Annotated in this window: 15 protein-coding genes and 2 pseudogenes; 8 read left to right on the top strand and 9 right to left on the bottom strand. The window is 59.0% G+C overall.

Going from position 1 to position 22,167, the window contains the following annotated elements; all coding sequences use genetic code 11:
* The first annotated feature begins 90 nt into the window (after positions 1–90).
* The 5 genes and pseudogenes from CQ14_RS33130 to CQ14_RS44155 all read left to right on the top strand — a co-directional run bounded on the left by CQ14_RS33130 (position 91) and on the right by CQ14_RS44155 (position 5,292).
* A complete protein-coding gene (locus tag CQ14_RS33130) occupies positions 91–606 on the top strand; it encodes a HipA domain-containing protein (RefSeq protein WP_057861976.1) in 516 nt (171 codons plus the stop codon).
* A gap of 253 nt (positions 607–859) precedes the next feature.
* Positions 860–2,350, top strand: a pseudogene (pdxR, locus tag CQ14_RS33125) (MocR-like pyridoxine biosynthesis transcription factor PdxR).
* A 100-nt stretch (positions 2,351–2,450) separates the two neighbouring features.
* On the top strand, positions 2,451–3,080 hold the full coding sequence (locus CQ14_RS33120; RefSeq protein WP_057861975.1) for an FMN-binding negative transcriptional regulator: 630 nt from the start codon (positions 2,451–2,453) through the stop codon (positions 3,078–3,080).
* A gap of 68 nt (positions 3,081–3,148) precedes the next feature.
* Positions 3,149–3,663 (top strand): annotated as a pseudogene (locus CQ14_RS33115) (LysE family translocator); the annotation flags it as partial.
* 903 nt (positions 3,664–4,566) lie between these two features.
* Positions 4,567–5,292 carry a hypothetical protein gene (locus CQ14_RS44155; RefSeq protein WP_156435721.1) on the top strand — a complete coding sequence of 242 codons (726 nt, stop codon included), beginning with the start codon at positions 4,567–4,569 and terminating at the stop codon, positions 5,290–5,292.
* Positions 5,293–5,725: 433 nt separating this feature from the next.
* Here the strand turns inward: CQ14_RS44155 and fdxB are convergent, their stop codons facing one another.
* The 8 genes from fdxB to nifD form a co-directional block, all read right to left on the bottom strand.
* A complete protein-coding gene (gene fdxB, locus CQ14_RS33110; RefSeq protein WP_057861973.1) occupies positions 5,726–6,019 on the bottom strand; it encodes a ferredoxin III, nif-specific in 294 nt (97 codons plus the stop codon).
* 13 nt (positions 6,020–6,032) lie between these two features.
* Positions 6,033–6,233: a CCE_0567 family metalloprotein gene (locus tag CQ14_RS33105; RefSeq protein WP_057861972.1), complete on the bottom strand. Its 201-nt coding sequence runs from the start codon at positions 6,231–6,233 to the stop codon at positions 6,033–6,035.
* Positions 6,234–6,242: 9 nt separating this feature from the next.
* Positions 6,243–6,713 carry a NifX-associated nitrogen fixation protein gene (locus CQ14_RS33100; protein ID WP_057861971.1) on the bottom strand — a complete coding sequence of 157 codons (471 nt, stop codon included), beginning with the start codon at positions 6,711–6,713 and terminating at the stop codon, positions 6,243–6,245.
* A 7-nt stretch (positions 6,714–6,720) separates the two neighbouring features.
* The gene (nifX, locus tag CQ14_RS33095; RefSeq protein WP_057861970.1) at positions 6,721–7,116 is read right to left on the bottom strand and encodes a nitrogen fixation protein NifX; all 396 of its coding nucleotides are present in this window, start codon (positions 7,114–7,116) and stop codon (positions 6,721–6,723) included.
* Complete coding sequence (gene nifN / locus CQ14_RS33090) at positions 7,113–8,519, bottom strand: nitrogenase iron-molybdenum cofactor biosynthesis protein NifN (RefSeq protein WP_057861969.1); 1,407 nt, start codon at positions 8,517–8,519, stop codon at positions 7,113–7,115. The genes nifX and nifN overlap by 4 nt, the downstream gene beginning before the upstream one ends.
* 9 nt (positions 8,520–8,528) lie before the next feature.
* Entirely contained in the window at positions 8,529–10,193 is a 1,665-nt protein-coding gene (gene nifE / locus CQ14_RS33085) for a nitrogenase iron-molybdenum cofactor biosynthesis protein NifE (RefSeq protein ID WP_057861968.1), read from the bottom strand.
* A 98-nt stretch (positions 10,194–10,291) separates the two neighbouring features.
* Positions 10,292–11,851 carry a nitrogenase molybdenum-iron protein subunit beta gene (gene nifK / locus CQ14_RS33080; protein WP_057861967.1) on the bottom strand — a complete coding sequence of 520 codons (1,560 nt, stop codon included), beginning with the start codon at positions 11,849–11,851 and terminating at the stop codon, positions 10,292–10,294.
* A gap of 72 nt (positions 11,852–11,923) precedes the next feature.
* Positions 11,924–13,426, bottom strand: a complete 1,503-nt coding sequence (gene nifD / locus CQ14_RS33075) for a nitrogenase molybdenum-iron protein alpha chain (protein ID WP_057861966.1) — start codon at positions 13,424–13,426, stop codon at positions 11,924–11,926.
* Between the two features lie 726 nt (positions 13,427–14,152).
* Between nifD and CQ14_RS33070 the strand changes: the two genes are divergently transcribed.
* Complete coding sequence (locus tag CQ14_RS33070) at positions 14,153–16,453, top strand: NADP-dependent malic enzyme (protein WP_057861965.1); 2,301 nt, start codon at positions 14,153–14,155, stop codon at positions 16,451–16,453.
* 646 nt (positions 16,454–17,099) lie between these two features.
* On the opposite strand, the gene CQ14_RS33060 is transcribed toward CQ14_RS33070, so the two are convergent.
* Entirely contained in the window at positions 17,100–17,294 is a 195-nt protein-coding gene (locus CQ14_RS33060) for a 4Fe-4S binding protein (RefSeq protein WP_057861997.1), read from the bottom strand.
* Between the two features lie 3,087 nt (positions 17,295–20,381).
* Here CQ14_RS33060 and CQ14_RS44985 point away from each other — a divergent pair.
* The gene (locus CQ14_RS44985) at positions 20,382–20,576 is read left to right on the top strand and encodes a hypothetical protein (protein ID WP_057861963.1); all 195 of its coding nucleotides are present in this window, start codon (positions 20,382–20,384) and stop codon (positions 20,574–20,576) included.
* Positions 20,577–21,214: 638 nt separating this feature from the next.
* Positions 21,215–22,093: a hypothetical protein gene (locus tag CQ14_RS33050; protein ID WP_199805677.1), complete on the top strand. Its 879-nt coding sequence runs from the start codon at positions 21,215–21,217 to the stop codon at positions 22,091–22,093.
* The last annotated feature ends 74 nt before the right edge of the window (positions 22,094–22,167 follow it).

The following is a 22,167-nucleotide window of genomic DNA, read 5'->3' as shown; positions in this document are numbered from 1 at the left end:
CGAATGATAGTCAGAAAAGCTGATCCCAAGCTGACGGCCAGGCGCTACTCAGGTTAGGGAGACGGACGGGACGCGCGGACCAAATCGTACATGTGGGCGTATCGCAGCGGCCAGGATAGCCCACAGCCGGTCGCTGCTGTCCGATTAGCAGGCTGGTCGTGGCCAGGAGCGGATGATCAGGCGGCGCTGCTCAGAGCGCAAATCTTCTCTTGGCTGATCGTCGCGAGCGATGACTATGCGAAGAATTTCAGCATCTTCATCACGCCGGCGGCGCTATCATCTGACACGCTTTACGACGTGCTCACGGCACAGCCGCGTCTGGACGCCGGTCAAATTCAGCGCAAGCAGACGAAGCTCGCGATGTCGGTAGGGACAAACATTCACTACAAGATTGCCCAAGTAGACGGCCGGCATTTCTTGCAGATAGGCGAAGCCGCGGGCGTACCGAAAACGCTTGTTCAAGAATCAATTGAACGTGTCGCCTTCACCGCTCAAGCTGCGCTCGGCAGAATTGAAAGCGACCTGCCAAAGGGCTTTCCCGAGGCAATCCATAATTCGGTGAAAATCGCCGCTATGCAGCGCCTGAGTTCATTGAAAGTGCACTAGCAGAAAGATTACGATTTGCTACCGGGGGCGAACTGCATTTGCGCCGTATGGCGCTTGCAACCGCACCGGCCGCCGTTGACTAGTACGCACGAAGTGGTCGCCGAAACGAAGACGCTGGATTGGATTCTGAGGCACCCCCCCGGAATAGCGCCCCCCGGCTTGCCTGCGCCACTAACTCCTCAGAACAGCTTGGCATTAAAGGCGAATAGCTAGAGAGTGGCTTATCAAGCAAGCCTAGTTATGCGAACTTTCGATGGCACAGATCAAGGCGCCCCCTGGGCACCGCACCCCGCGAATGGGAGCGCGTCAGATCTACGAAGCGCTTAGGGATCAGATCCTGGGGCGCGTGTACGGCGCCGATGGGCTGCTGCCGTCGTCCCGCGCCCTCGCCGCGGAACTCGGCGTATCTCGCGGTACGGTGACGATCGCCTATGAGCAACTCGCGGCGGAAGGCTTCATCGAGATCCGCCATGGCGCACGACCGCGCGTTGCACAAGCTGTTATCGAGAGGGGACGCGTGCGCACTACGTCGCGGCCGTTGTCACGGAAGGTGCGACTGTCGGGGTACGGTGAGCGTTTGAGACAGGTCGCGCCGCGCTCGGAGGAGCAATCTCGCAACCTCCTCGCAAATTTTCGATATGGTGACCTCTCACCATCGGATTTCCCCGTGCTCGCGTGGAAAAGAGCCGTGGTCGCTGCAATGACACGGCGGCCCGCGAGATTGGCCTACAACGATCCTTGCGGCTCCCGGCGGCTGCGGATGGCGCTGCAGGCCTATCTCTGGCGTTCGAGGACCGTGCGATGCGACGTTGATCAAATCATCATCGTGAACGGTTCGTAGCAAGGGCTCGATTTGTGTGCGCGACTGCTGCTCAACTCCGACGATCGGTTCGTCATGGAAGACCCTGGCTACCTGATGGCAAGGCACGTCTTTGCGGCGAACGGGGCTGCCGCCGTGCCGATTCCAGTCGACGTCGACGGAATGGACACGGAGCAGCTTGCGAAGACCGAAGCGCGGCTCGCGTACGTGACGCCGTCGCATCAATTTCCGCTGGGCGGCGTCATGCCGATCGCGCGTCGGCACCAGTTGCTCGCCTGGGCAAGAAAGTTCGACGCCTATGTAATCGAGGACGACTACGACAGTGAGTACCGATACGACACTAAGCCGGTCCCCCCGCTGCATGCGCTCGCAGCTAGCCAGGACGTCATCTATCTAGGGACAGTCTCCAAGACGCTCTCGCCTACGCTGAGGATCGGCTATCTGGTGGTGCCCTCTCAACTCCAGTCCCTGTTCGCCGCGGCCAAGCAGATCATGGACAGGCACACGCCGCTGATCGAGCAGGAAGCGCTCGCGACGATGTTCGAGACCGGTGCATACGACAGGCACGTCAGGCGAGTCCGACGGCGCAACGGCGAGCGACGGCAAGTCCTGCTCGACGCTTTGCGCCGCAGATTTGGCGATCGAGTCCAAATCGACGGCGCAGCCGCCGGCTTGCATGTGGTGGTCTGGTTTCGCGATCTGCCCCAAACGTCCGAAGCAGCGTTGATCGAGGCTGCTCGCGTCAAAGGCGTCGGCATCTATCCGGTCGCCCCACTCTTTCACCCCCATCCTAGCCGCCGGCAGCGGCCGGACGTTATCGGGCTTGTCATGGGTTACGCCGCACTGGAGGCGCGCCAGATTGAGCGCGGCTGTCAGCTTCTGGCTCAGGCGGTCGATCAGCTTCGTTCGCGGCGATTGTCCTAGTCGCCATGCCCCTCCAACTGGACCATCAAAATCAGTAATAACTGGCAGTTCTAACCGCACCAGGCTGGGTCTATCCCAGGACCGAAAGAGGAGAACCGCCATGTATGTGCCCCCCGCCTTTAAAGATGACGAGGTCGAAAGCATCCGAGCGACCATTTGGTCCGCCGGCCTCGCCAACCTGGTCACGGCCACCGCGGACGGGCCGATAGCGACGCCCTTGCCGCTCTTCCTCGATGAGACCGAAGGAGAGCACGGAGTGCTGTACGGGCACTTGGCGAAGGCCAATCCACAATGGCGTTCGGCTCCGACCGGCGAAGCTCTGGCCATCTTCATGGGTCCGGAAGCCTACGTGACACCCTCATGGTACGCCACCAAGCAAGAAACCGGGAAGGTAGTGCCGACATGGAATTACATCGCCGTCCACGCGTACGGGCCGGTTGAGTTCTTCCATGAGCCCGAACGTCTGCTCGAGGTGGTCACGTTGCTAACGAACACCCATGAGAAGTCGCGCGCGAAGCCCTGGGCCGTCAGCGATGCCCCCACCGACTTCGTTGCCTCCCAGCTGCGAGGGATCATCGGAGTACGCATTCCGGTCACCAGGTTCGAGGGCAAGCGCAAGATGAGCCAGAACCGGCCGGAGGCTGACCGCATCGGCGTCGCCGCCGGCCTTGCGGCTTACGAAAAGCCGCAAGATCGGGAAGTGGCTTCCCTCATTCCGATTCCGGCCTGAGGTTAGCAGTCATCGTGTGCGAAGACCGGCCCTAGACGAACTGGTTGACGCGATTAGAGGGGTGGGCGATGCTGGACTTCCAGACGTTCTTCCTGTTCTTGGCAGCGTCGCTGCTTGTGGCGATCACGCCGGGGCCAGGAATCTTCTATATCGTGGCGCGAACGCTTGTCGGCGGCAGAACGGAAGGGTTGGCATCGAGTGTTGGCCTAGGTCTCGGCGGCCTTGTGCACGTGTTCGGCGGCGCCGTCGGCATATCAGCGCTCGTCATCGCAAGCGCCGAGGCATTCACTTTTTTGAAGATCGCGGGCGCCCTGTATCTCATCTGGCTCGGGCTCAAGACCTGGCGCGAAGCGCGCATCGTCGAGCCGACCGAGATGCAGACGACCGGGGTGCGTCGGGCCTTCCGCGACGGCATCATCGTCGAGGCACTAAACCCGAAGACGGCCGCATTCTTTCTCGCCTTCATTCCCCAGTTTGTCGACCCATCCGCGAACGTCGCCGCGCAGTTCATCGTCCTTGGGCTCATCTCGGTTGCACTCAACACCAGTGTCGATTTGGTTGCGACCCATTTGGCTGCGAGAGCNGAGAGCCGGCCTTCGACCGTTAATCCTTGCCAAGATGCGACAGGTGTCGGGTNGTCATCATGTGCGCACTGGGAGCTACGCTAGTCTTTGCCCGTCGCGCGAGTTGATATCCGCAGTTGGCTCATATCGATCGACTTCTCGTGCGCCTGTCTGAATGTCTTCTGTCGCTAGACGGCCATGGCCGAGAAGCAGCAAAATCGACGCGAATGCCCCTTCTGCGAGTTCGGGAATGGCCGAGTTGAATCCGAAATTCGCTCCGGAGCTGACACCCGGATATTCCTGGCGCGCTGCGCGTGCCCCAAAAAGAGCAAATCGTTGATGTAGATCATTTCCCGAGACTACCAGGAATCGTATTCTCCACCTGGAAAATGAGGGACGTTCCACATGGTACCGGGCTCAATAGCACATCACGAAAAATGCCCTCAGTGTGGCTCTGGACTAGTCCACCTCGAGTGGTATGAACGCGTCAATGGACAGGAAATCCACCATCTTTGGCGCTGCTGGAACTGCAAAAACGAATTTGTCACCGTCCTCACTTCTGACGAGAAGGAGCCGCCAGTCACTGAGATCACAGAACCGTTCTTTACCAGCTTGCTAGTCTGATCAATGACGCCCGAGCAGGTCGGCCTTACAAGGAAATCATTCGATGCATGTGGTAGTTGCGCCGCGACATCCGCTGACCTGTGTCACAGTCGGTTCATTGGACGAGCCTCCGATGCAAGAGACCTGTTCGCAAGCGACATAGAGCGGCAGCGGATCACGCTGATGGACGTAATCGCGGCGCTGGTCGGCTCGCTCGACGAGCGTCCGCTGCTCCGATCAATACTCACGAATTCCGCAGTTCTGTGAGAGCGAGAAATGGCACCTCAGCCTATTGTCTCAACGCGGCCTCGCTTTGTTTTTTGCTCACCGCCTATCCAACTGCGTTACAGGCTGAAGGCGTGGATACTTGCAACGCCATATTGTCCGATGCACTACTAACAAAGCAGGTTGGTACAAACGACCGAGGTTATCAAGCCGCAGAGCATTATTGGGCGTGCAGCGCCAGCAGCAGCCAAATTCAGCGTCACTTTCAAATGTCAAAAACCCGGCAAACTGAGGCAAGCGAAGGCGGTGGCTACGCGGGTGTCACCATACAAGGCTCGCACAGCACGCTAGTCGCCGATCATAGTAACACCGACGAAATCGATGCCTGGAAGCGGCTGAACTGCCTAAGGACTGATCGTCAGCACAACGAAACGGCAGCAGGTTTTCTTTCCGAGCAGTACCTCGGTCCGGGAGTCGCCGAAAACTGGGCAAAATGTATAGCAAGCCGCGATGGGTTGCAGTGCACCGGCCGTCGCCAAAAAGCTGGAATAAGTTTCACCGTAAGCTATCACAGCTACGATGTCGCCCTCCCAGTGATAACCGAATTCACGGTTCACCGCGGCAGCACCTCAGAAAGACTCGCTCGCGGCGCGAGAATATTGATCGGGACCAAAACATCTTTTATCAGACGAGATCCGAGCACCGACACAACCATTACCCTGAATGCGGTACGAGGCGGTAGCATTGCTATTTCCTGCAAAGTATTCGTGCCAAAAGATCAACCTCCGCCCGAACCGCCAAAGCCGAGTCAAGTGCGATAGAATCCAAAGTGCTGGATCCGCTACCATCTCGGTCGGAAATGGTGTGGTGGAACCATACGGCACGGACCAAGAGCCACCCCGGCTGGGAACGAGCGTGGGTGAGGCCGAAGAGAACGGCAGGACCTTTACGAGCAAAACGGATTGGACACGGCTCGTTCGCGACAGCGGAATGAAGTTAAGAGTGGGCGATATCCGGTTCCATATGCCGCAGATGTTGAGCCATCCGAGCCGGCATTTTCGATTCGAGTTTCGATACCTGCGGGCGACGAGAACATGATTCTAACTTGGGGTCGGCTCGGCACCCGCAAGCTGGCGGGAATGGATCGGCGCCGAGGGGCTCTATCCCGAGCGCAGCACATGGAAGAGTCCCTTCCCAGCGAGGCTTTTCCGTTAAAGTCGCGCTTGCCCGCGAGACTGGCGGACAGAGGCGCTGTCAAGCGGCTTCCGTTGCGGCGGGCTGGTGGGTCTGGCAGTTGGTCGGACAAACCCGGGCGCAGGCGCCGCAGCCGATACAAGCGCCCTGGTCATTCATCACCATAATCTTCTTTTCGATCTCATCGTCATCGTCGAGGTCGACAAGATCGCCCTCCTCATTGATCCCCTTCAATGTCATGACGTCGCGGCCGCAGATCTTGAAACAGCGGCCACAACCGATGCACTTCTTGGGATCGATTGAGATCAGGTAGTTCGGCGTCCAGTCGCGGCCATCGCGCGTTGCAAATGACATGATCGGATACCCTTTAGGCCCTTTCCAGCGCCTTGAGATCCTCGCGCTTACGCTCGAGTTCGGCAAAGGCATCGTGCGCCTTCTGCGCTACCGCCATGATCGAGGTCCAGTTGACGGGAAGTTCCTCCGACAAATCGTGCAGATCCATCTTGGCCTTCGTCGCCTTGACCGATAGCTTTCTTATTTCCGCTTTAAGCATTTCAAGGTCGCTCATGAGCTGCTCTCAATAGTTAGCCACGTCGGGAAATTTCCGGGTCATCTCGATGCCGCCTTCGACGTATTTGCCACCCTCGGCGGCGAGCTGTGGGAGATTGTCGAAGCCAAAGCGATGCACATCGCGCAGCTGCTTGTTCATCACGATCAGCCGGCCGCCGATCAGCACCATGCGGCCAAAGCCTTCATGGTGCATCCTCAGCATCGGCTGGATCATCACACCCGTCGCCTTCTCGATCGAGAGCGCGACTGCATTGAAGAACAGCTCCAGCCGCCAGACCGTATCCGGATCCGGATCGCCGACGATCGGCAGCGCGCGCCGTTTCTCCTTGTCCAGAATATACGGTTCGAGCAAATCGAGATCGCTCTTACCGTCCCACGCGCCATGGACGTCCTGGGCGCGCCAGATCTTGATCAGTTCCCTCACGAATGGCGCACCGAGCGCGCGATCGGTCTGCACGATATCCGCGGCTTCAGTCATGTCGTCCTCATTCTTCGAAATCGAGCGTGCGCTTCTGGTCCTTTGCCAACGCCTTGCGCAGCCAGGGTGGCGGCGTACCCTTCAGCACGTGCCGAAGCTTCTCGACCAGCACCAGGATGTTCTCGGGCTTGTTCACCTTGATCGGATGTATATTGTTCGCCACTACCCGCGCGGCACCGGAGCCGCCGATGGCCCCGACATAGAGGATGGCGCAATCCTTGATTGCCTCGATCTTGGGCGCGAGCTTGTCCTCGTTGCCGTCTTCCTTGAGATCGCCGTCGAATTCAATTGCCTTCAGAAATACGTGCCCGACCGGCCCAACATCATAGATTGCGATGTACTTGGCCCAGCCAAAATGCGCATCGACGCGCCTCAAGTCTTGGGTAGCGAATGCGACCTTCATGCCATCGAACCCTCTGTTGCGTCAACGAAGCTGCGGCGGCCGGGTTTTAAGGACCGTCTCGAGGTCCGCCAGCTATCGGGCGCCGGCTGATGATTTTCCTCGCGGTCGGCGATCACGAGATTGGCGATGCTGAAGATCACATCGCGCGTGCCGCGATAGCCGACGGATAGCTGGTGTCCCGCGCCGATTCGATCGAACATCGGAAATCCCGCGCGATAAAACGGAATCTTCAGCCGCGCCGCCGCTTGGCGGCCATGCGAATGCGTAATCAGCAGGTCGCAATTCCTCGTCCTAGCAAGCTCTTCCAGATCCTCGAGATCGCCGATCAGCACCTCGTTGGTTCCGATCCGCTCCAGCACCGGCGACTGCGTGGTCGTCACGGCCGCCGTCACCTGCGCGCCCATCTCGTGAAGCATGCTGGACAGGTCGAACAGGAGGTCAGGCTCGGCACCGATCGCGAGCTTGCGGCCGCCGACATGGAAATGCGCGTCCAGCATCGCATCGCTGAGCTGGCCGCGCTGGCGCCGATATTTAGCTGGCACAGGGCGGCCACTGATGTCGCTCAGGAAAGCGATGAATTCATCGTTGGGGATGAGGCCGCACAGCCGCTCGAACAGGCGGAACGGCACCCCAGCCTTGGCCTGTATGGCTTCTGCCGCCCGCCGCATCTGCTCACCGATGGCAATGGTCCAGCTGGACCGGCCCATGCCCGCTACTTCGTCAACCCCGATGCCACCAATGGTCGTTGGCGTAAACTCGTCCGGGATATGCCCGTCCAGAGATCCCGCGAGATCAGGCAGGAAGGATGGCTTCAGGCCGAAATCCTCAAGGATCGTCCTAAGTTCGTCGAGGTCACCCGGCGTCAGGTGACATCCGGGGAGGACATTCACCCGCGCGGGATCGCGCTCCACCCCAACCGGAGGCGCCTCCACCAGTACCTCGACCATGCATGCCACTGTCTTTGCCCAGCCATCCTGGAACGCGTCCTTGAAATCGGGCGTCGAGACAAAGACTAAAGGACATTTTGCGAGCTGCGGATGCTGCTCGCGGATCAGCTTGATGTAGCCGTCCACGTCATCGCCATTGGTTTCGGTCACTCCGGTCGAGCAGATCCCGATGATCTCCGGCTTGGCACGATTGTATATGTTGAGGATAGCCTGCTCGACATTTTCATAACCGCCGAGCACGGTCGCCACCTCGCTCATCGCAGTCGTCTGCAGCGGCACCGCCTCCTTGAAATGCCGCACGAACAGCGTGAGCCCGAAAGATGTGCACCCTTGCGAGCCGTGCAGAAGCGGCATCGCTCCACGCAAACCCATGAAGGCGAATGCGCCGCCAATCGGCTGACTCATCTTCAGCGGGTTGACCGCGCAGGCCTTCTTCGGCGTGGTGACGATCGCCATGACGCCGGCCTATTCCGCGGCCTGCAGCATGGCAGGCGGCGAGGACACCGGCATTTTCGTCAGGATGTCCTCGATACGCCTCTTGCAGCAGCCACCGAACGCGCTGGTGTGCTGCCTGACTGCCTCGACGCTGGTCAAGCCATGGGAGCGGATCGCATCCTCGAGGGTGCCGAGATCGACCTCCTTGCAGAAGCAGACCTTTTTCGCGCGCCGGGTCGTCTCCGGATCGGCGGCGACATCGACAGCCTGGACGTCGATCTGCGCCATCCCGTTGGTCTGCCTATTCTTGGCCACCTCCTCCCACGGCGCTGGTCGACGCAGCTGCTCCCACATCGGGTTGAACAGCGCCTTGTCGATCTCCTCGACCAGCTTCACCATACCGATGTAGCCCATATAGGCGTGGCAGCGTTCCTGGTTGATGTCGAGCCAGGGCATCGCCGCTTTCAGCGCAACAAATTGCGATTTGCCGCCGGAGAGCATGATATCTGCTTTCGCGTCCTTCAGCATTTCGTATATCTCGCGCGGCGTCATGTCCCCGATCATGAGGGCATCCTGCCCCATGAGCTCCTTGATGCGCTCTTTGTCCTGCTTGGTGGATTTTTTGACGCTGGTGCCGACCAGCTCGAGCCCCGCCTCCTGCAGCGCCGCCACGACGGACCAGGATTTGACACCACCGGTGATCAGTAGTGCCCTCTTACCGGCAAAGCGGGGCTTGTACAGTTCGATCGTCGCCCAGGCGCGTGCCTCCTCGCGCGCGATTACCGACTCGGTGCGCTCGATCAGTTCGCAAGGCGCCCCGCGCTCGACCAACAGACGAGCAATCTGGCGCAGCGAATCGCTAGAATCCTGGATGCCATAGAACGAGCCCTCGAAAAACGGGATGCCGTAACGACCCTCCATTTTGCGCGCGACATTGATCATCGCCTTCGAACATACAATCATGGCAGCGCGGGCCCGGTGCGAAGAGGCGACTTCGCGGTATTTGCCGTCCCCCGAGATGCAGGAGAGGATGCGGATCCCGAGCTCGTCAAGCAGCGGCTTGACCTGCCAAAGCTCGCCGCAGAGGTTGTATTCGCCAATCAGGTTGATGTCGTAGGGCGTGGTGTAGTCCGGCTCTTCCGTGCCGATGACATGCTCGAGCAAGGCCTCGCCGGCGAGCTTGTTGCCGAGGTTCTTGGGGCCGACGAAGCCCGGCGAATTTATGGGAATGACCGGTTTGCCAAGCTTTTGCGAAGCCGCCTTGCAAACCGCATTGATGTCGTCGCCGATCATGGCGGGAACGCAGGTCTGATAGACGAAAATGGCCGGCGGGTTGTACTTTTTGATGATCTCTTTGATTGCTTTGTAGAGACGCTTCTCGCCCCCAAATACTATATCGGTTTCGTTCATGTCAGTGGTGAATCCGGTACGCCAGATGCTGGCGCCAGACGACGCCGCACCGCGGTTATCCCAGGAATTACCCTCACAGGCGATCGGACCGTGCACGAGATGGGCGACGTCGGTAAAAGGCTGCAGCGCAATTTTGGCACCGTCGAAGGCGCAGCCGCCTGCGGCACCGCCCGGCTGCAGCTGCTTGGCACAGCCCTTATTGCGCTCGGCATCCGATTTGTTGGCGTTCTTGGCGCAGCCCGGCTCGTTGAAGATCTTCTGGATCGTGGCCGATAGCGAACTCATCCGTCTCTCCTCTCAACCGCGCTTGTTCGCGAAGATCAGTCCATCCTGCGCTTAGGCCATCGCCGACGTTTGCCGACGATGGCGTGCGCCGTTCGTCATCAACGAATGATGTCGAAGCTATAGTCGGTCTTGCCGGCAATGTTGGTCTTTTTGTCGATCTCGTCGAAGATCTTGTCGAGAATCTTCACCAACACGTTCATGCCCCCCTGATAGCCCCACAGCGGAGAGCGATGATGGTGATGCCGATCGAAGATTGGAAAACCGATCCGGATCAGCGGCGTACCGGTGTCGCGCTCCAGATACTTGCCATAAGTGTTACCAATCAGGAAGTCGACCGGCTCGGTGAACAAGAGCGAGCGCATATGCCAGAGGTCTCGCCCCGGATAGGCATGGCAGTTCTGCCCAAATGGCGAGCTCCCAAACAACGCCTGCATTTTCTCCTCCCAGGCCTTGTTGCCGTTCGTGGCCAGCACATGGATCGGCTCGGCGCCAAGCTCGAGCAGGAAGGCAGCCAACCCATAGCAGAGATCTGGATCGCCATAGATCGCGAATTTCTTGCCGTGAATATGCGCGCTAGAGTCGGCCATCGCGTCGACCAAGCGGCCGCGCTCTCGAGCCAGTTCCTCCGGGATGTCTTTGCCACTGATGCGCGACAGCGCCATGAGAAACTCATCCGTTGCGGACACGCCCACCGGATAATTGAAGGCCACGACCTCCTGGCCATGATCGGCGATGAACGGCAGCGTCTTTTCCGTGCACCACTGCTGCATCGAGATCGTTGCCTTAGCGTGAACCGCGTTGGCGGCGTCTTCCAAAGCCGTGCCGCCGTCATACATTCGGAACTCGCCGTCGGTCGGTGTATCGAACACATCGGAATTATCGGCAAGAACGGTGTTCTGGATGCCCATCAATTCGAAAATGCGCTTGATCTCGCGGATGTTGCCGACCGTGTAGCCGTCAAAGCCGCCGATGAGGTTGATCTTCTTGTTGGGCGCGCGCTCGAGTTTCGAGGCTGTCCCGGCCTTGCCGTCCCAGAAATGCTCCAAAATGCCCTTGAGAGCATTGTCGTACCCGGTGACGTGGCTGCCCACGAAGGCTGGCGTGTGCGCAAACGGTACATCGAAATCAGCTGGCACCGAGCCTTTTTCCTTGGACGTTTTGATGAAGGCGTTGAGGTCGTCTCCGATCACCTCCGCCATACAGGTGGTGGAGACCGCGATCATCTTGGGCTTATACATATTATAGCTGTTGGCGAGCCCATCGATCATGTTGTTCAGCCCGCCGAATACCGCAGCGTCCTCCGTCATCGACGAGGAGACGCAGGAGCTTGGCTCCTTGAAGTGCCGCGATAGATGGCTGCGGTAATAGGCCACGCAGCCTTGAGAGCCGTGCACGAAGGGCAGCGTGCCCTCGAAACCAACTGAGGCGAACACCGCGCCTAGCGGCTGGCACGCCTTGGCTGGATTTACCGTGAGCGCTTCCCGCGCAAAATTCTTTTCGCGATATTCGGCTGTCTTTGACCATTCCCTGACGCGTTCCACCTCCGCGGGATCGCGGGGATTCTCGAACATCTTCTTCTTGTTGGCCAACATCTGCTGGTATTCCGGACCGCGGAACAGCTCGAAATGATCGAGCACGTGTTCTGCACTCTGCGCCATTGGTAGGATCCTTTCGAAAATAGTGATCAATTTTGGCTTCGCGCTCTCAGCAGAGAGCCGGGCCACTCTGGGTTATTCGGCAGCCATCAGCTTCGGCTTCGAGACGTTTTTCCACGGCGCTTTGGTCTTTTTCCAGATCGGTGAGTTGATGGCCATGTCCATGTCGCGCGCGAAGATCGCAAATCCATCATAGCCATGATACGGACCCGAATAGTCCCAGGAGTGCATTTGGCGGAACGGCACGCCCATCTTCTGGAAGACATATTTTTCCTTGATGCCTGAGCCGACCAGGTCAGGCTGGATCTTCTCGACGAAGCGTTCGAACTCGTAGCCGGTGACGTCGTCGTAGATCAACGTGCCGTCCTTGACGTAATGCTGGGCAGTGCGCTGGTAGTCGTCATTGTGGCCGAACTCGTAGCCGGTGCCGACGACCTCCATGCCGAGGTCCTCGTAGGCGCCGATCACGTGGCGCGGACGCAGTCCGCCAACGAACAGCATCACGCTCTTGCCCTCCAGGCGCGGGCGATATTTAGCGATCACTGCGTCCACCAGCGGCTGATATTTTTCGATCACCCGCTCGGCACCCTCCTTGATCTTGTCATCAAAATAACCGGCTATCTTGCGCAGCGACTCCACGATCTTGGAGGGCCCGAAGAAGTTGTATTCGCACCAGGGAATACCAAATTTCTCCTCCATGTGACGCGAGATGTAGTTCATCGAGCGGTAGCAATGCAGCACGTTAAGCTTCGCCCTTGGCGTTGCCTCTAGCTCGGCCAGGGACCCGTCACCGGACCACTGCGCGATCACGCGCAGGCCCATTTCCTCAAGCAGAATTCGGGATGACCAGGCGTCGCCGCCGATATTGTAGTCGCCGATGATCGCGACATCGTAGGGCGTCGGCTCGAACGTCGGCTTACTCTCGGGCGTGACCTTGTCGAAGACCCAATCGCGCACTGCGTCGTTGGCAATATGGTGGCCGAGCGACTGTGACACGCCGCGGAAACCCTCGCAGCGGACCGGCACGATGGTCTTGCCCTCATATTCCTTCGATTTTGCCCTGGAGACCGCCTCGATGTCGTCACCGATCAGGCCGATCGGGCATTCCGACTGGATGGTGATGCCGTTGTTGAGCGGGAACAGCTCCTGGATCTCGTCAATGATTTTGACGAGCTTCTTGTCGCCGCCGAACACGATATCCTTTTCCTGGAAGTCGGATGTGAACTGCAAGGTCACGAAACTATCGATGCCTGTCGTGCCGACGTAATAGTTACGCCGCGAGCCCCACGAGTACTGTCCACAGCCGACCGGACCGTGGCTGATATGGATCATGTCCTTGATCGGTCCCCAGACCACACCTTTGGAGCCCGCGTAGGCGCAACCGCGGATCGTCATCACACCTGGGATGGATTTGATGTTAGACTTGACTCCGCAGTCCGACTTGCCGATCTCGTGAACATTGAGGTGCTTGGCGCGCCGTTTTGCGGTCTTCTCCGGATAGACCTTCAGCACCTCCTGAATCAGCTCTTTGTTGCGGGCTTTGATTTCTGCGATGCCCTGGGACGTGGCGAGACTCATGCTGATATCCTTAAGTTTCCTGTTGCGACGGCGGCTCTCCGCCAAGAGTTTTGCAACGACCGTGCCAGCCGCGCGTGAGCGCAAAAAAACAACGCAGTTGAAAGTACATAGCCACGTTCGCGCGGGTAACCGGACTGTTGTTGCAAACCCGACATCGAGCGTGTCTACCGTTCTCGTTTGATCCTGTTCGAAACAAAAATAAGGTCGGGCGCGCGTGATATTGCATCGCATTTGCCCCACAAGACCGCGAAAACATTGCGACACGGGGCCCGCTGACGGAATTGGCACGTGTTGAGGCGCCCCAGCTGCAAGGCTGGCCAGCCGGTGTGAATCACCATCGTCGCGAAGCCTGACCGCTGCTCAGCTCTTGGCGACGCTGGTGCGTGCGCACATTGCGCCTGACCTCCCTCGCTATTCTGATCCCAATCCTCTTGGGCCGACCAGCCAGAGAGATCGCCGCGGCCGTCCCGCAGGCGTTGTTCGATTGCCTGACCACTTCAAGCCACAGCGCTCGTGCGATTTCCGCTCTATGGTCTTCTGCATGCGCGTCGCAGACCGCCCTAGCTGATGTGCCTTGAAGCCATGGGGCCTGTAGATGGGGGTACGATCCGATGTTGCATCCAGGCTGCCGGGCGTGCTTCACATCCGGCTCCATCCACCGGACAACTGACCTTGGTTAGACGAGCATAGAACTAGAAGCGTGGGGTCAGGAAACACGAGAGTAGCATGTCATCCCATTCTGAAGATCTCCTTTCGGCGGCGCTGGCCTATCACCGGCTGCCGCGACCCGGTAAGCTCGAAATCCAGGCGATCAAGCCGCTCGTCAACCAGCGCGACCTTGCGCTCGCCTATTCCCCCGGCGTTGCCGCCGCCTGTAATGAGATCGCCAAAGACCCCGCTGAGGTCGCCTCGCTGACGGCGCGTGCCAATTTGGTCGCCGTGGTCAGTAACGGCAGCGCCGTGCTCGGCCTCGGCAATATCGGCCCGCTGGCGTCCAAGCCCGTGATGGAAGGCAAGGCGGTGCTGTTCAAGAAGTTCGCCGGCATCGACGTGTTCGACATCGAGATCAAGGCCGACACGATCGAGCGGGTGGTCGACACCGTGGCGGCGCTGGAGCCGACTTTCGGCGGCATCAATCTCGAAGATATCCGCGGACCGGAATGCTTTTCAATCGAGGCGCAGCTGAAGGAGCGCATGAAGATCCCAGTCTTCCATGATGACCAGCACGGCACCGCCATCATCGTGGGCGCTGCGATCGTCAACGCGCTGCTTCTAAACGGCAAGAAGCTGCCCGACGTGAAGATCGTCTGCTCCGGCGCCGGCGCGGCCGCGATCGCCTGTCTCAACCTGCTGGTGTCGCTGGGGGCGCAGCGCAAGAACATCTGGGTCTGCGACATCGATGGCGTTGTCCACGAAGGCCGCAATACCTCGATGGATCCCTGGAAGGCCGTCTATGCGCAGACCACTGATGCGCGGGTGCTTGCGGATGTCATCCCCGGTGCGGATATCTTCTTGGGGTTGTCAGCGCCGAACGTGCTGAGACCGGAAATGGTCAAGCAGATGGTCGACAAGCCGCTGGTGATGGCGCTCGCTAACCCGGTGCCGGAGATCATGCCGGACGAGGCCCGCAAGGGCCGTCCCGACGCGATGATCTGCACGGGACGTTCGGACTTCCCGAACCAGGTCAACAACGTCCTGTGCTTTCCCTTCATCTTCCGCGGCGCGCTCGATGTCGGCGCCACCGAGATCAACGAGGAGATGAAGCACGCGGCGGTCGATGCAATCGCGCAGCTTGCGCGCGATCCTCCGTCGGACGCGGTGGCTTGCGGTTGCGATGCCAACGAGACGCAGGGCTTTGGGCCGGGATCGCTGATCCCGAGCCCCTTCGACCCGCGCCTGATCCTGCGCATCGCGCCGGCGGTGGCGAAGGCTGCGATGGACTCCGGCGTTGCGACGCGGCCCATCAAGAATTTCGACGAGTATCGCGGACTCCTCGAGCGGTTTGCGTTCCGCTCCGGCCTCGTCATGAGGCCGATGTTCGCCAAGGCCAAGACGCAGCCGGTTCGCGTCATCTACGCCGAGGGCGAGGACGAGCGCGTACTGCGCGCCACGCAAGTGGTGCTCGAAGAGAAGCTGGCGCGGCCGATCCTGGTGGGGCGGCCCTCGGTGGTCGAAACCCGCATCAACCGGTTTGGCCTCTCGATCAAGGCAGGCGAGGATTTTGACCTTGTCAATCCCGAGGACGATCCGCGCTATCGCTCCTATGTGCAGTCCTATATCGACATCGCAGGGCGCCGCGGCGCCACGCCAGATGCGGCGCGCACGGTGGTGCGCACCAACAATACGGTAATCGCGGCGCTCGCTGTGGTGCGTGGGGAAGCCGATGTCATGCTATGCGGCGTCGAGGGGCGGTACATGAGCCACCTGCGCCATGTGCGCGAGATCATCGGCTTCTTGCCGGGGACCAGCGATTATGCGGCGCTGGCGCTGATGATCACCAGGAAGGGCTCCTATTTCATCGCCGACACTCAGGTGCGTCCCAGCCCAAGCGCGGAGGAACTGGCGGAAATGGCGTCGCTGGCGGCGCTGCACGTCCAGCGCTTCAACTTCAAGCCGAAGGTCGCGTTCGTGTCGCATTCCGACTTCGGCAGCTATGACACTGATTCCTCGCACAAGATGCGCCGCGCGACCCAGCTTCTGAAGGAGAAGCACCCAGAGCTCGAGGCCGACGGCGAGATGCAGGGCGACACCGCGCTGTCGGCCGCTGCACGACGGATAGTGTTGCCGCAATCGAGGTTGGAAGGCGAGGCCAACATCCTGATCATGCCGACGCTGGATGCGGCCAACATAGCCTATCAGACGATCAAGGTCCTGGCGGATGCGCTTCCGGTCGGACCGATCCTGATCGGTCCGGCGCGGCCGGCGCATATCCTAACGCCCGGGGTGACCGCGCGCGGCGTCCTCAACATGACGGCGGTCGCCGCCGTCGAGGCCCAGGAGCGCGCCGGCCGCCCGCAACTTGGCTAATTGAAGGCGTCGCCTTCTGGGCGCAGACAGTTTCGATTTAATCTCGGAGAGCGGAACGACCATAATCATTCCACTCCTCCCTCCGCTCTTCCCGCATTCGCAAGGCAGTGTTGTCCACCAGCCAGCATTCGCTACCTTCGGGAGAGTTCTGTTCGCGGCCTGTCCATCTACACGGAGACTACAGCAGACCCGCCGATCTCATCGCGACTAAGTTTTACGGGGCATTCGCGCCTACACCGCGCCGCTTGAGTGCGCGACCGGATGCCGACGAAGCAACTTCTTGCGGTTGTGGTCGGCGCGCTCGAACTCATCCCGGCGTTGATGATCGCGTTGAACTTTGCTGCTCGCTTCTTTGTGTTTGTCTAGGTCCTTTATGTAGGGATCTCGACTTGTTATTTGTACGTCTTCCCGGAATCAGCCGGCGCCCGGCAACGCAGGGGACTGATCGATGCCGTGAAGCACTCGCGACATCGGCGCGCTGTTCATGAACTCCGACCATGTCCGACGACGGCGGCGCGCCCTCTTCGCTGCATGGGCGATCGCATAAGTCACACGCAGCTTGGCACCAGCGAGGCCGCCAATCAGAAACGCCGCGGATAATGTTTCAATCTTGCTGCGCGCAGCGGACCCGCTCATGGGCCGCTCCTTATGCCTGCACGCACGTGCCGGGCACCGGGCAGATAACGGCGCATTGCGGCGTGTCGCAATGCCCCTCGCATTCAGTGCACTTCTTCGGATCGATTACATATATGTCGTTCTTGAGGCTGATTGCTGCGTTCGGGCATTCAAACTCACATGCGCCGCAGACGGTGCACTGGGAGGCGATTATCTTGTAGGCCATAAACTCCGATTCCTTGGGCAGGCGACGGGACATCTTTCTTCCCTTCAAAGCTCGTGCCAAACGCCGAGCTGATTTATCTCCGCTATTTTCCCTCCTGTGCATGTCCTGGGCCAGACAGCGTGTCGCGACCGCGACACTCGGCTCACAGACGCTTGATCTGGAGGCCGCACTTCTTGAGCGCGCAGCCGGCGTGGGTTAGCCCGAAAAGCGAATCGCCTCCCGCCTGCACTCAGCCCGACTTCTCCATGGCCGTCGTAACGTGGTCGCGGTCGGTCATTTTCGCGCCGTCCCAAATGCTCCGCGGTCTCGTCCGGGTTCGGCCGCAGCTGTAGCGAAGCTCAATGCACGACCGTTCTGTCTTGCTTTCCGCGCGTTTGATTAATTCTGCGATCCGCGGTCTACCCATGCCTCATCAGCGGCAGACCAATCTCCTTTTTGGGGGCCGCATACAAGCCAGTCCCAGTCGCGAGTTGCTCTCCGTCAACAAGACGTTCAAATCGTTTAGTCACGTTTTGAGCGGCACAGGCTCCGAATTGAGTTTGGAGCCTCAACGTCAAGGGAAGTATGGTCGCTAAGAGCCGTTTAAAGGCGGAACGGTGTTCAAGCAGGTCGCTTCTCAACGATTTTTCGCTCCGCATCAGGAAGCTCGGTTTGAAGCAAACTACGAACACGCCAAATGTCGTTCCGCACGGATTGACCTCACTTAAGCTAGCATCAATCGAAGTCATCCCGGATCCCAATACTTAGTTTAGAACCTACCTTTGAAAACTAACCAATCGTGCCATTCTTCAGGGAGCTACCGTATATTTGCCTTGNCGCCTCCATCTCGAATGATTGCTGTGCGCGAGGTTTGTATCGATCGATGCCANCTCATCGCAGCGTCTCTGTCGATAGAACGCCTCGTCCAGACACAATCTGTGCAGGATAGCCGTTACCTCGCTGAAGCGCCAGGGAGATTTGATCACACTATCCAAGGCTTATGACGATACGATTACGTGCTTCTCGTATGCCTAAAGGAGGCATCGAGCACATCTTCGGGTGAACAGTAGTGCGATGGCGGGTGGATTTGGGCTAGGTGTGGTGAGCGGCAACCGGTTGTGGCGCAAGCTTGCACGTAGAACGAGGCGGAGGCAGCCAGCGCATCGAATTCTTCTCTGGACTGTTATCGGGATGGACGAGACGACGATCTGGTGGTGGACGAAGGTAAGCTGTTGGCTGATCGGGACGCGATCAAAAAGAGCATTCAAGCGATTCCTTGGCCGGCTGCGCGCCGCCCCAGGGTGCTGGAGCGCTTCCCCGCTCAATAAACTGAGCTCCCCAAGAGCGCGATGCGAGCCCGGACGCCCTCGACCAGTTAGAAGTTGAGATCTGTTTTGGCTTCCGCATCCTGGCCATTGTCGATGACTTCACGCGCGAATTTCTTGCTTATCCTTGATACGTTGGCCGCCAGGCTTGCGGGTCGGGGCGAGCTCAATGCTGTGATTGCATTGCGCGTTTGTTCCGGCGATGATCGTCCCTGATAGCGGCAAGGAGCTCACCAGCATGGCAACATTGCGCGGGTCGCAGCACCGAGTGGCACTACATCGAAGCGAGCCACAGTTATCCTTTGGTCCAAGTGTCACATCAGCTCATCATATCTCTTGTATTCATCGGTGTGACCGTTGCCAACCCGACCGCCACACTCACTCGGCGGAAGGGGCCATCAGTTACAGAGTGCTAGGTATTTCGGGAACACTGGCTGGTAGGCCGCGTCCCCATGAACAGGTTCCATTTTGTGGAGTAGCATCATGACGCCTGCAAAATCCTCACAAAATAACGTGTGTGCTGACTTGAGGGGTGTTCTGGAGCATGCTGTCCGGATGGTGCCCGAAGCGAGGCGGACCTCTTCGTTGAAGGCATGCCTTGCTGAGAAGATCTTAATTTTGGCCGCAGGGGGTGAATCGGATCCAACTATCTTGGCGCGTGTAGCGGTGCGGACAGTGCAGGAATCCTGTCGTAGCTGCTACGGATGTGAAGGATGGTGACCTGCGCGCAACATCTTGCGTATCGCGCGGGCACTTGAACTGCTGCACTGGCGGCCGAAGGCTGAATGATCCTTGCCGCAATAGCGATGGTGTGATTTCCTGGGTCCTCAAGGTCGCTTTGGTCTTGGGTACGGGGCCTTAAAGTTCAAATCGTGTCCTGCCGGCAGAATTTCAAAGCTCGTCATCAACAATATGCACGCGAGTGCTGGCGACAGAAGATCTCACTGTCAGGTGGGTTCTGCCGCATTGATTGATCAGCGACGCAGTCCTCCCGCATTCGCGCCGATTAAACCGCTCATGCAAATTCGAAGCCTCTTAGTGGATTACCATCCATGTCGAACCAAAATTGTCGGATAGCTCGCGGCTGGCTTGACGCCGACCAATCGCCCTCCCCTGCCCGCGTCCGGCAGCTGGGTATGTGCGGGTGAAAGTCCTGCAGGAGACGACGAAACAGAATCGGGTCGCTGCGTGACATGCCTCTGAACCGCTATCGGGTGGGACGATTCCGGACGACGTACGGCCGGTTTGGCGGCGTCCAGATCGGCGCAGAGTCGGATCGTCACGCAACTTGCGCTGTGTGCGCATTCAGATTAACCAGTGACTGAAGACCGCTGTAGATGTCTGGCGACCCCGATTTCCAGTGAGTCCAAGACATCCGGTCTTCCTACGTCCATTGGCCTTGCGGTCTGACGGCAGTCGCCGTCTGGAGCACCACCTTCTCATTTAGGAGCGCTAGCTTTCGAGAAGTTGACTAGACGAATCAGCGTGAGCCAATATGTACCGCGGCGCATCGGTGAACTGGAGGCTGCTGCGCCGAGACGGCACCGGTCATTGCCGACGCCCGGTGCATCCACCGTTTTTCAAACTTTGCGAAGAATCGGACACAAACGGCGCCGCTTTATCAGCTTTGAGACCAATGTCTAAAAATTGACGCTACGTACACCCAGTACGAAGCTGTAGAACCTCGAGTTTTCAAATCGGCACGCTGCTTGCTTCGTTCATGCACGACGACACATGAGGGGGCGGTGATGGGGCGGACTTTGCACGTGCTCGGTAGCGTCCGGTGGCCCCGCCCTTCGAAGGCGCTGTTTCGGTGATCATAGTCGTCAAGAATTTGCTCGCGCGCAAACAGAAGCTCATGGAGCAACTGGGCGTCACCGAAGACGCTGACGAGCGAGCCAAGATCGGACGTCAACTTCAGCAGATCAAGACCGCACTGGCATTTTTGGAGAAGACTGAGCCCAAGATCGAGGAATGACCATTGAATAATGACGCAGCGATAATGGCGGGGATCCATGAGACACGATGCACTTCATTGTGCTCGACCGGCGGAGTTCCCTCAGAACCCTTCAAGCGAGCACCTCAACCAAGGGGCTATCGGCAAAGCCCCGCGACGAAATCGTTTGCGGCGCACTATCATCGCCAAACTGAGCGCGCGTAGAGAAAAGTCAACATTCCAGGCCTGGAGCGAAGCAAATTTCCCGTGGAGAAAAGGTCACCGGCCGCTGGATTTCAATCCGCGGATCTTCTCCGCATCGTTTTACAATGCCGCATTGCCCGGCCGCTGCTTGCGCTGCGGCTGAGCTCGATAGATCTTGCGGGTGCCTGGGCACAGGCGCCACAGCGAGCCACGACGCCGAGCGCGACTGGAGACGAGAGAGCCCTCTCGCCCGCACGGCTCTGACATCATGTGGTGGTGCTGTTGCGGGCTGAGGGTGGACCCGCGCCGCCGATGCAGGTTCGTGGGGCGCTCTCCTCCGCAGTGATGGCAGCTGAGCGAGAAGCGGTCGAAAAGTTTGGGCGTCAGTGGCATTACTTCTCTGACTTGTCAGCTTCTCGAAAGCCGCTCCCCCCTATAAAAAGAAGATCTGATGACCTATGCTCGCGGGGAACATAATGAATATCGATACACCGAACACGGCAGAAGACTCCGCTCAAGCTTACGGTCTCCTGCGGCAGCATCAACGGGCGCCGGAACAGCCGTGCGACCTGAGCGGACAAACCAGGTCACCAGCACACCCGGCTGCGGGCCAAGCGAAATTTGAGCAGCAGCTAAGTGACGTTCGGCCAATCCACCAAACGTCTGATTCAGCCACCGCTTTGACAGATTCCGAAGTTGGATCGCCCTCGATCATGAAGAAAGGCAATCTGGGAGCGTGCGCTATCCAGGAAAGCGAACTGTGCCCAGCCCTATCGTTCATCCGAGGGCGCGCCGAACTTGCCGCATCACTGGCCGGAGCGAACGTTGAGGCGCTCAGGAACGAGATCAGGCTGGCTGAGCAGCGAACAGCACAGTGGCCGAGAACAACCGGATATTCCGCGGGCAGTATCGATGGCGACCGCATTCTCGAGGAGGTGTTGGCATCATCGTATCTGCCGCTACATCGTTTTCAGAACGAGGAAATCGATTGCGAGCCGCTCCTAGATAACGAGGTGAGTGCCATCGCGCATGTGCGTTCCTTAGCGGATTTGCGTGCTCACGCTAGCCCGCATGTTGCTAAGGCCTCTATCTGCTCGGACGACGAAAGGGAGGACGAAATTGATATGGCGCGCCTCGCTGCATTGCACACCCAAGGCGTTACAGAGAGTGCTTTTGTGTCATTGTGCGAGGACCCCTCACGACTGCTCCTTTCAAGGGACGAGACCGAGCACGGCGCAAAGGCAATTGCAGAGAACGCTAAGAAGTTACACACCTACACGGTACCGAGTGTCACCGCTTGGCCGACCAAAAAAAATCAACGGCATTTTAGAGCGCGGTCATGCTCCTGGAGATGAGGAATTGCGAGTTTGGATGAGGGGAATACCGACCGAGGAGACCGAGGTCTTGTTTCTGGGCGGCAATCTAGCTG

Origin of the sequence: Bradyrhizobium lablabi, from assembly GCF_001440475.1 — a bacterium.
GTDB classification, from domain to species: Bacteria; Pseudomonadota; Alphaproteobacteria; order Rhizobiales; family Xanthobacteraceae; genus Bradyrhizobium; species Bradyrhizobium lablabi.
This window is presented reverse-complemented; position numbering and strand designations above follow the sequence as displayed.

Bases quoted from the DNA above. Each gene is read 5' to 3' on its own strand.
- CQ14_RS33130 (WP_057861976.1), top strand. From the start codon at position 91: ATGTGGGCGTATCGCAGCGGCCAGGATAGCCCACAGCCGGTCGCTGCT.
- CQ14_RS33120 (WP_057861975.1), top strand. From the start codon at position 2,451: ATGTATGTGCCCCCCGCCTTTAAAGATGACGAGGTCGAAAGCATCCGA.
- fdxB (WP_057861973.1), bottom strand. From the start codon at position 6,019: ATGTCATTTGCAACGCGCGATGGCCGCGACTGGACGCCGAACTACCTG.
- CQ14_RS33105 (WP_057861972.1), bottom strand. From the start codon at position 6,233: ATGAGCGACCTTGAAATGCTTAAAGCGGAAATAAGAAAGCTATCGGTC.
- CQ14_RS33100 (WP_057861971.1), bottom strand. From the start codon at position 6,713: ATGACTGAAGCCGCGGATATCGTGCAGACCGATCGCGCGCTCGGTGCG.
- nifX (WP_057861970.1), bottom strand. From the start codon at position 7,116: ATGAAGGTCGCATTCGCTACCCAAGACTTGAGGCGCGTCGATGCGCAT.
- nifN (WP_057861969.1), bottom strand. From the start codon at position 8,519: ATGGCGATCGTCACCACGCCGAAGAAGGCCTGCGCGGTCAACCCGCTG.
- nifE (WP_057861968.1), bottom strand. From the start codon at position 10,193: ATGAGTTCGCTATCGGCCACGATCCAGAAGATCTTCAACGAGCCGGGC.
- nifK (WP_057861967.1), bottom strand. From the start codon at position 11,851: ATGGCGCAGAGTGCAGAACACGTGCTCGATCATTTCGAGCTGTTCCGC.
- nifD (WP_057861966.1), bottom strand. From the start codon at position 13,426: ATGAGTCTCGCCACGTCCCAGGGCATCGCAGAAATCAAAGCCCGCAAC.
- CQ14_RS33070 (WP_057861965.1), top strand. From the start codon at position 14,153: ATGTCATCCCATTCTGAAGATCTCCTTTCGGCGGCGCTGGCCTATCAC.
- CQ14_RS33060 (WP_057861997.1), bottom strand. From the start codon at position 17,294: ATGGCCTACAAGATAATCGCCTCCCAGTGCACCGTCTGCGGCGCATGT.
- CQ14_RS33050 (WP_199805677.1), top strand. From the start codon at position 21,215: ATGAATATCGATACACCGAACACGGCAGAAGACTCCGCTCAAGCTTAC.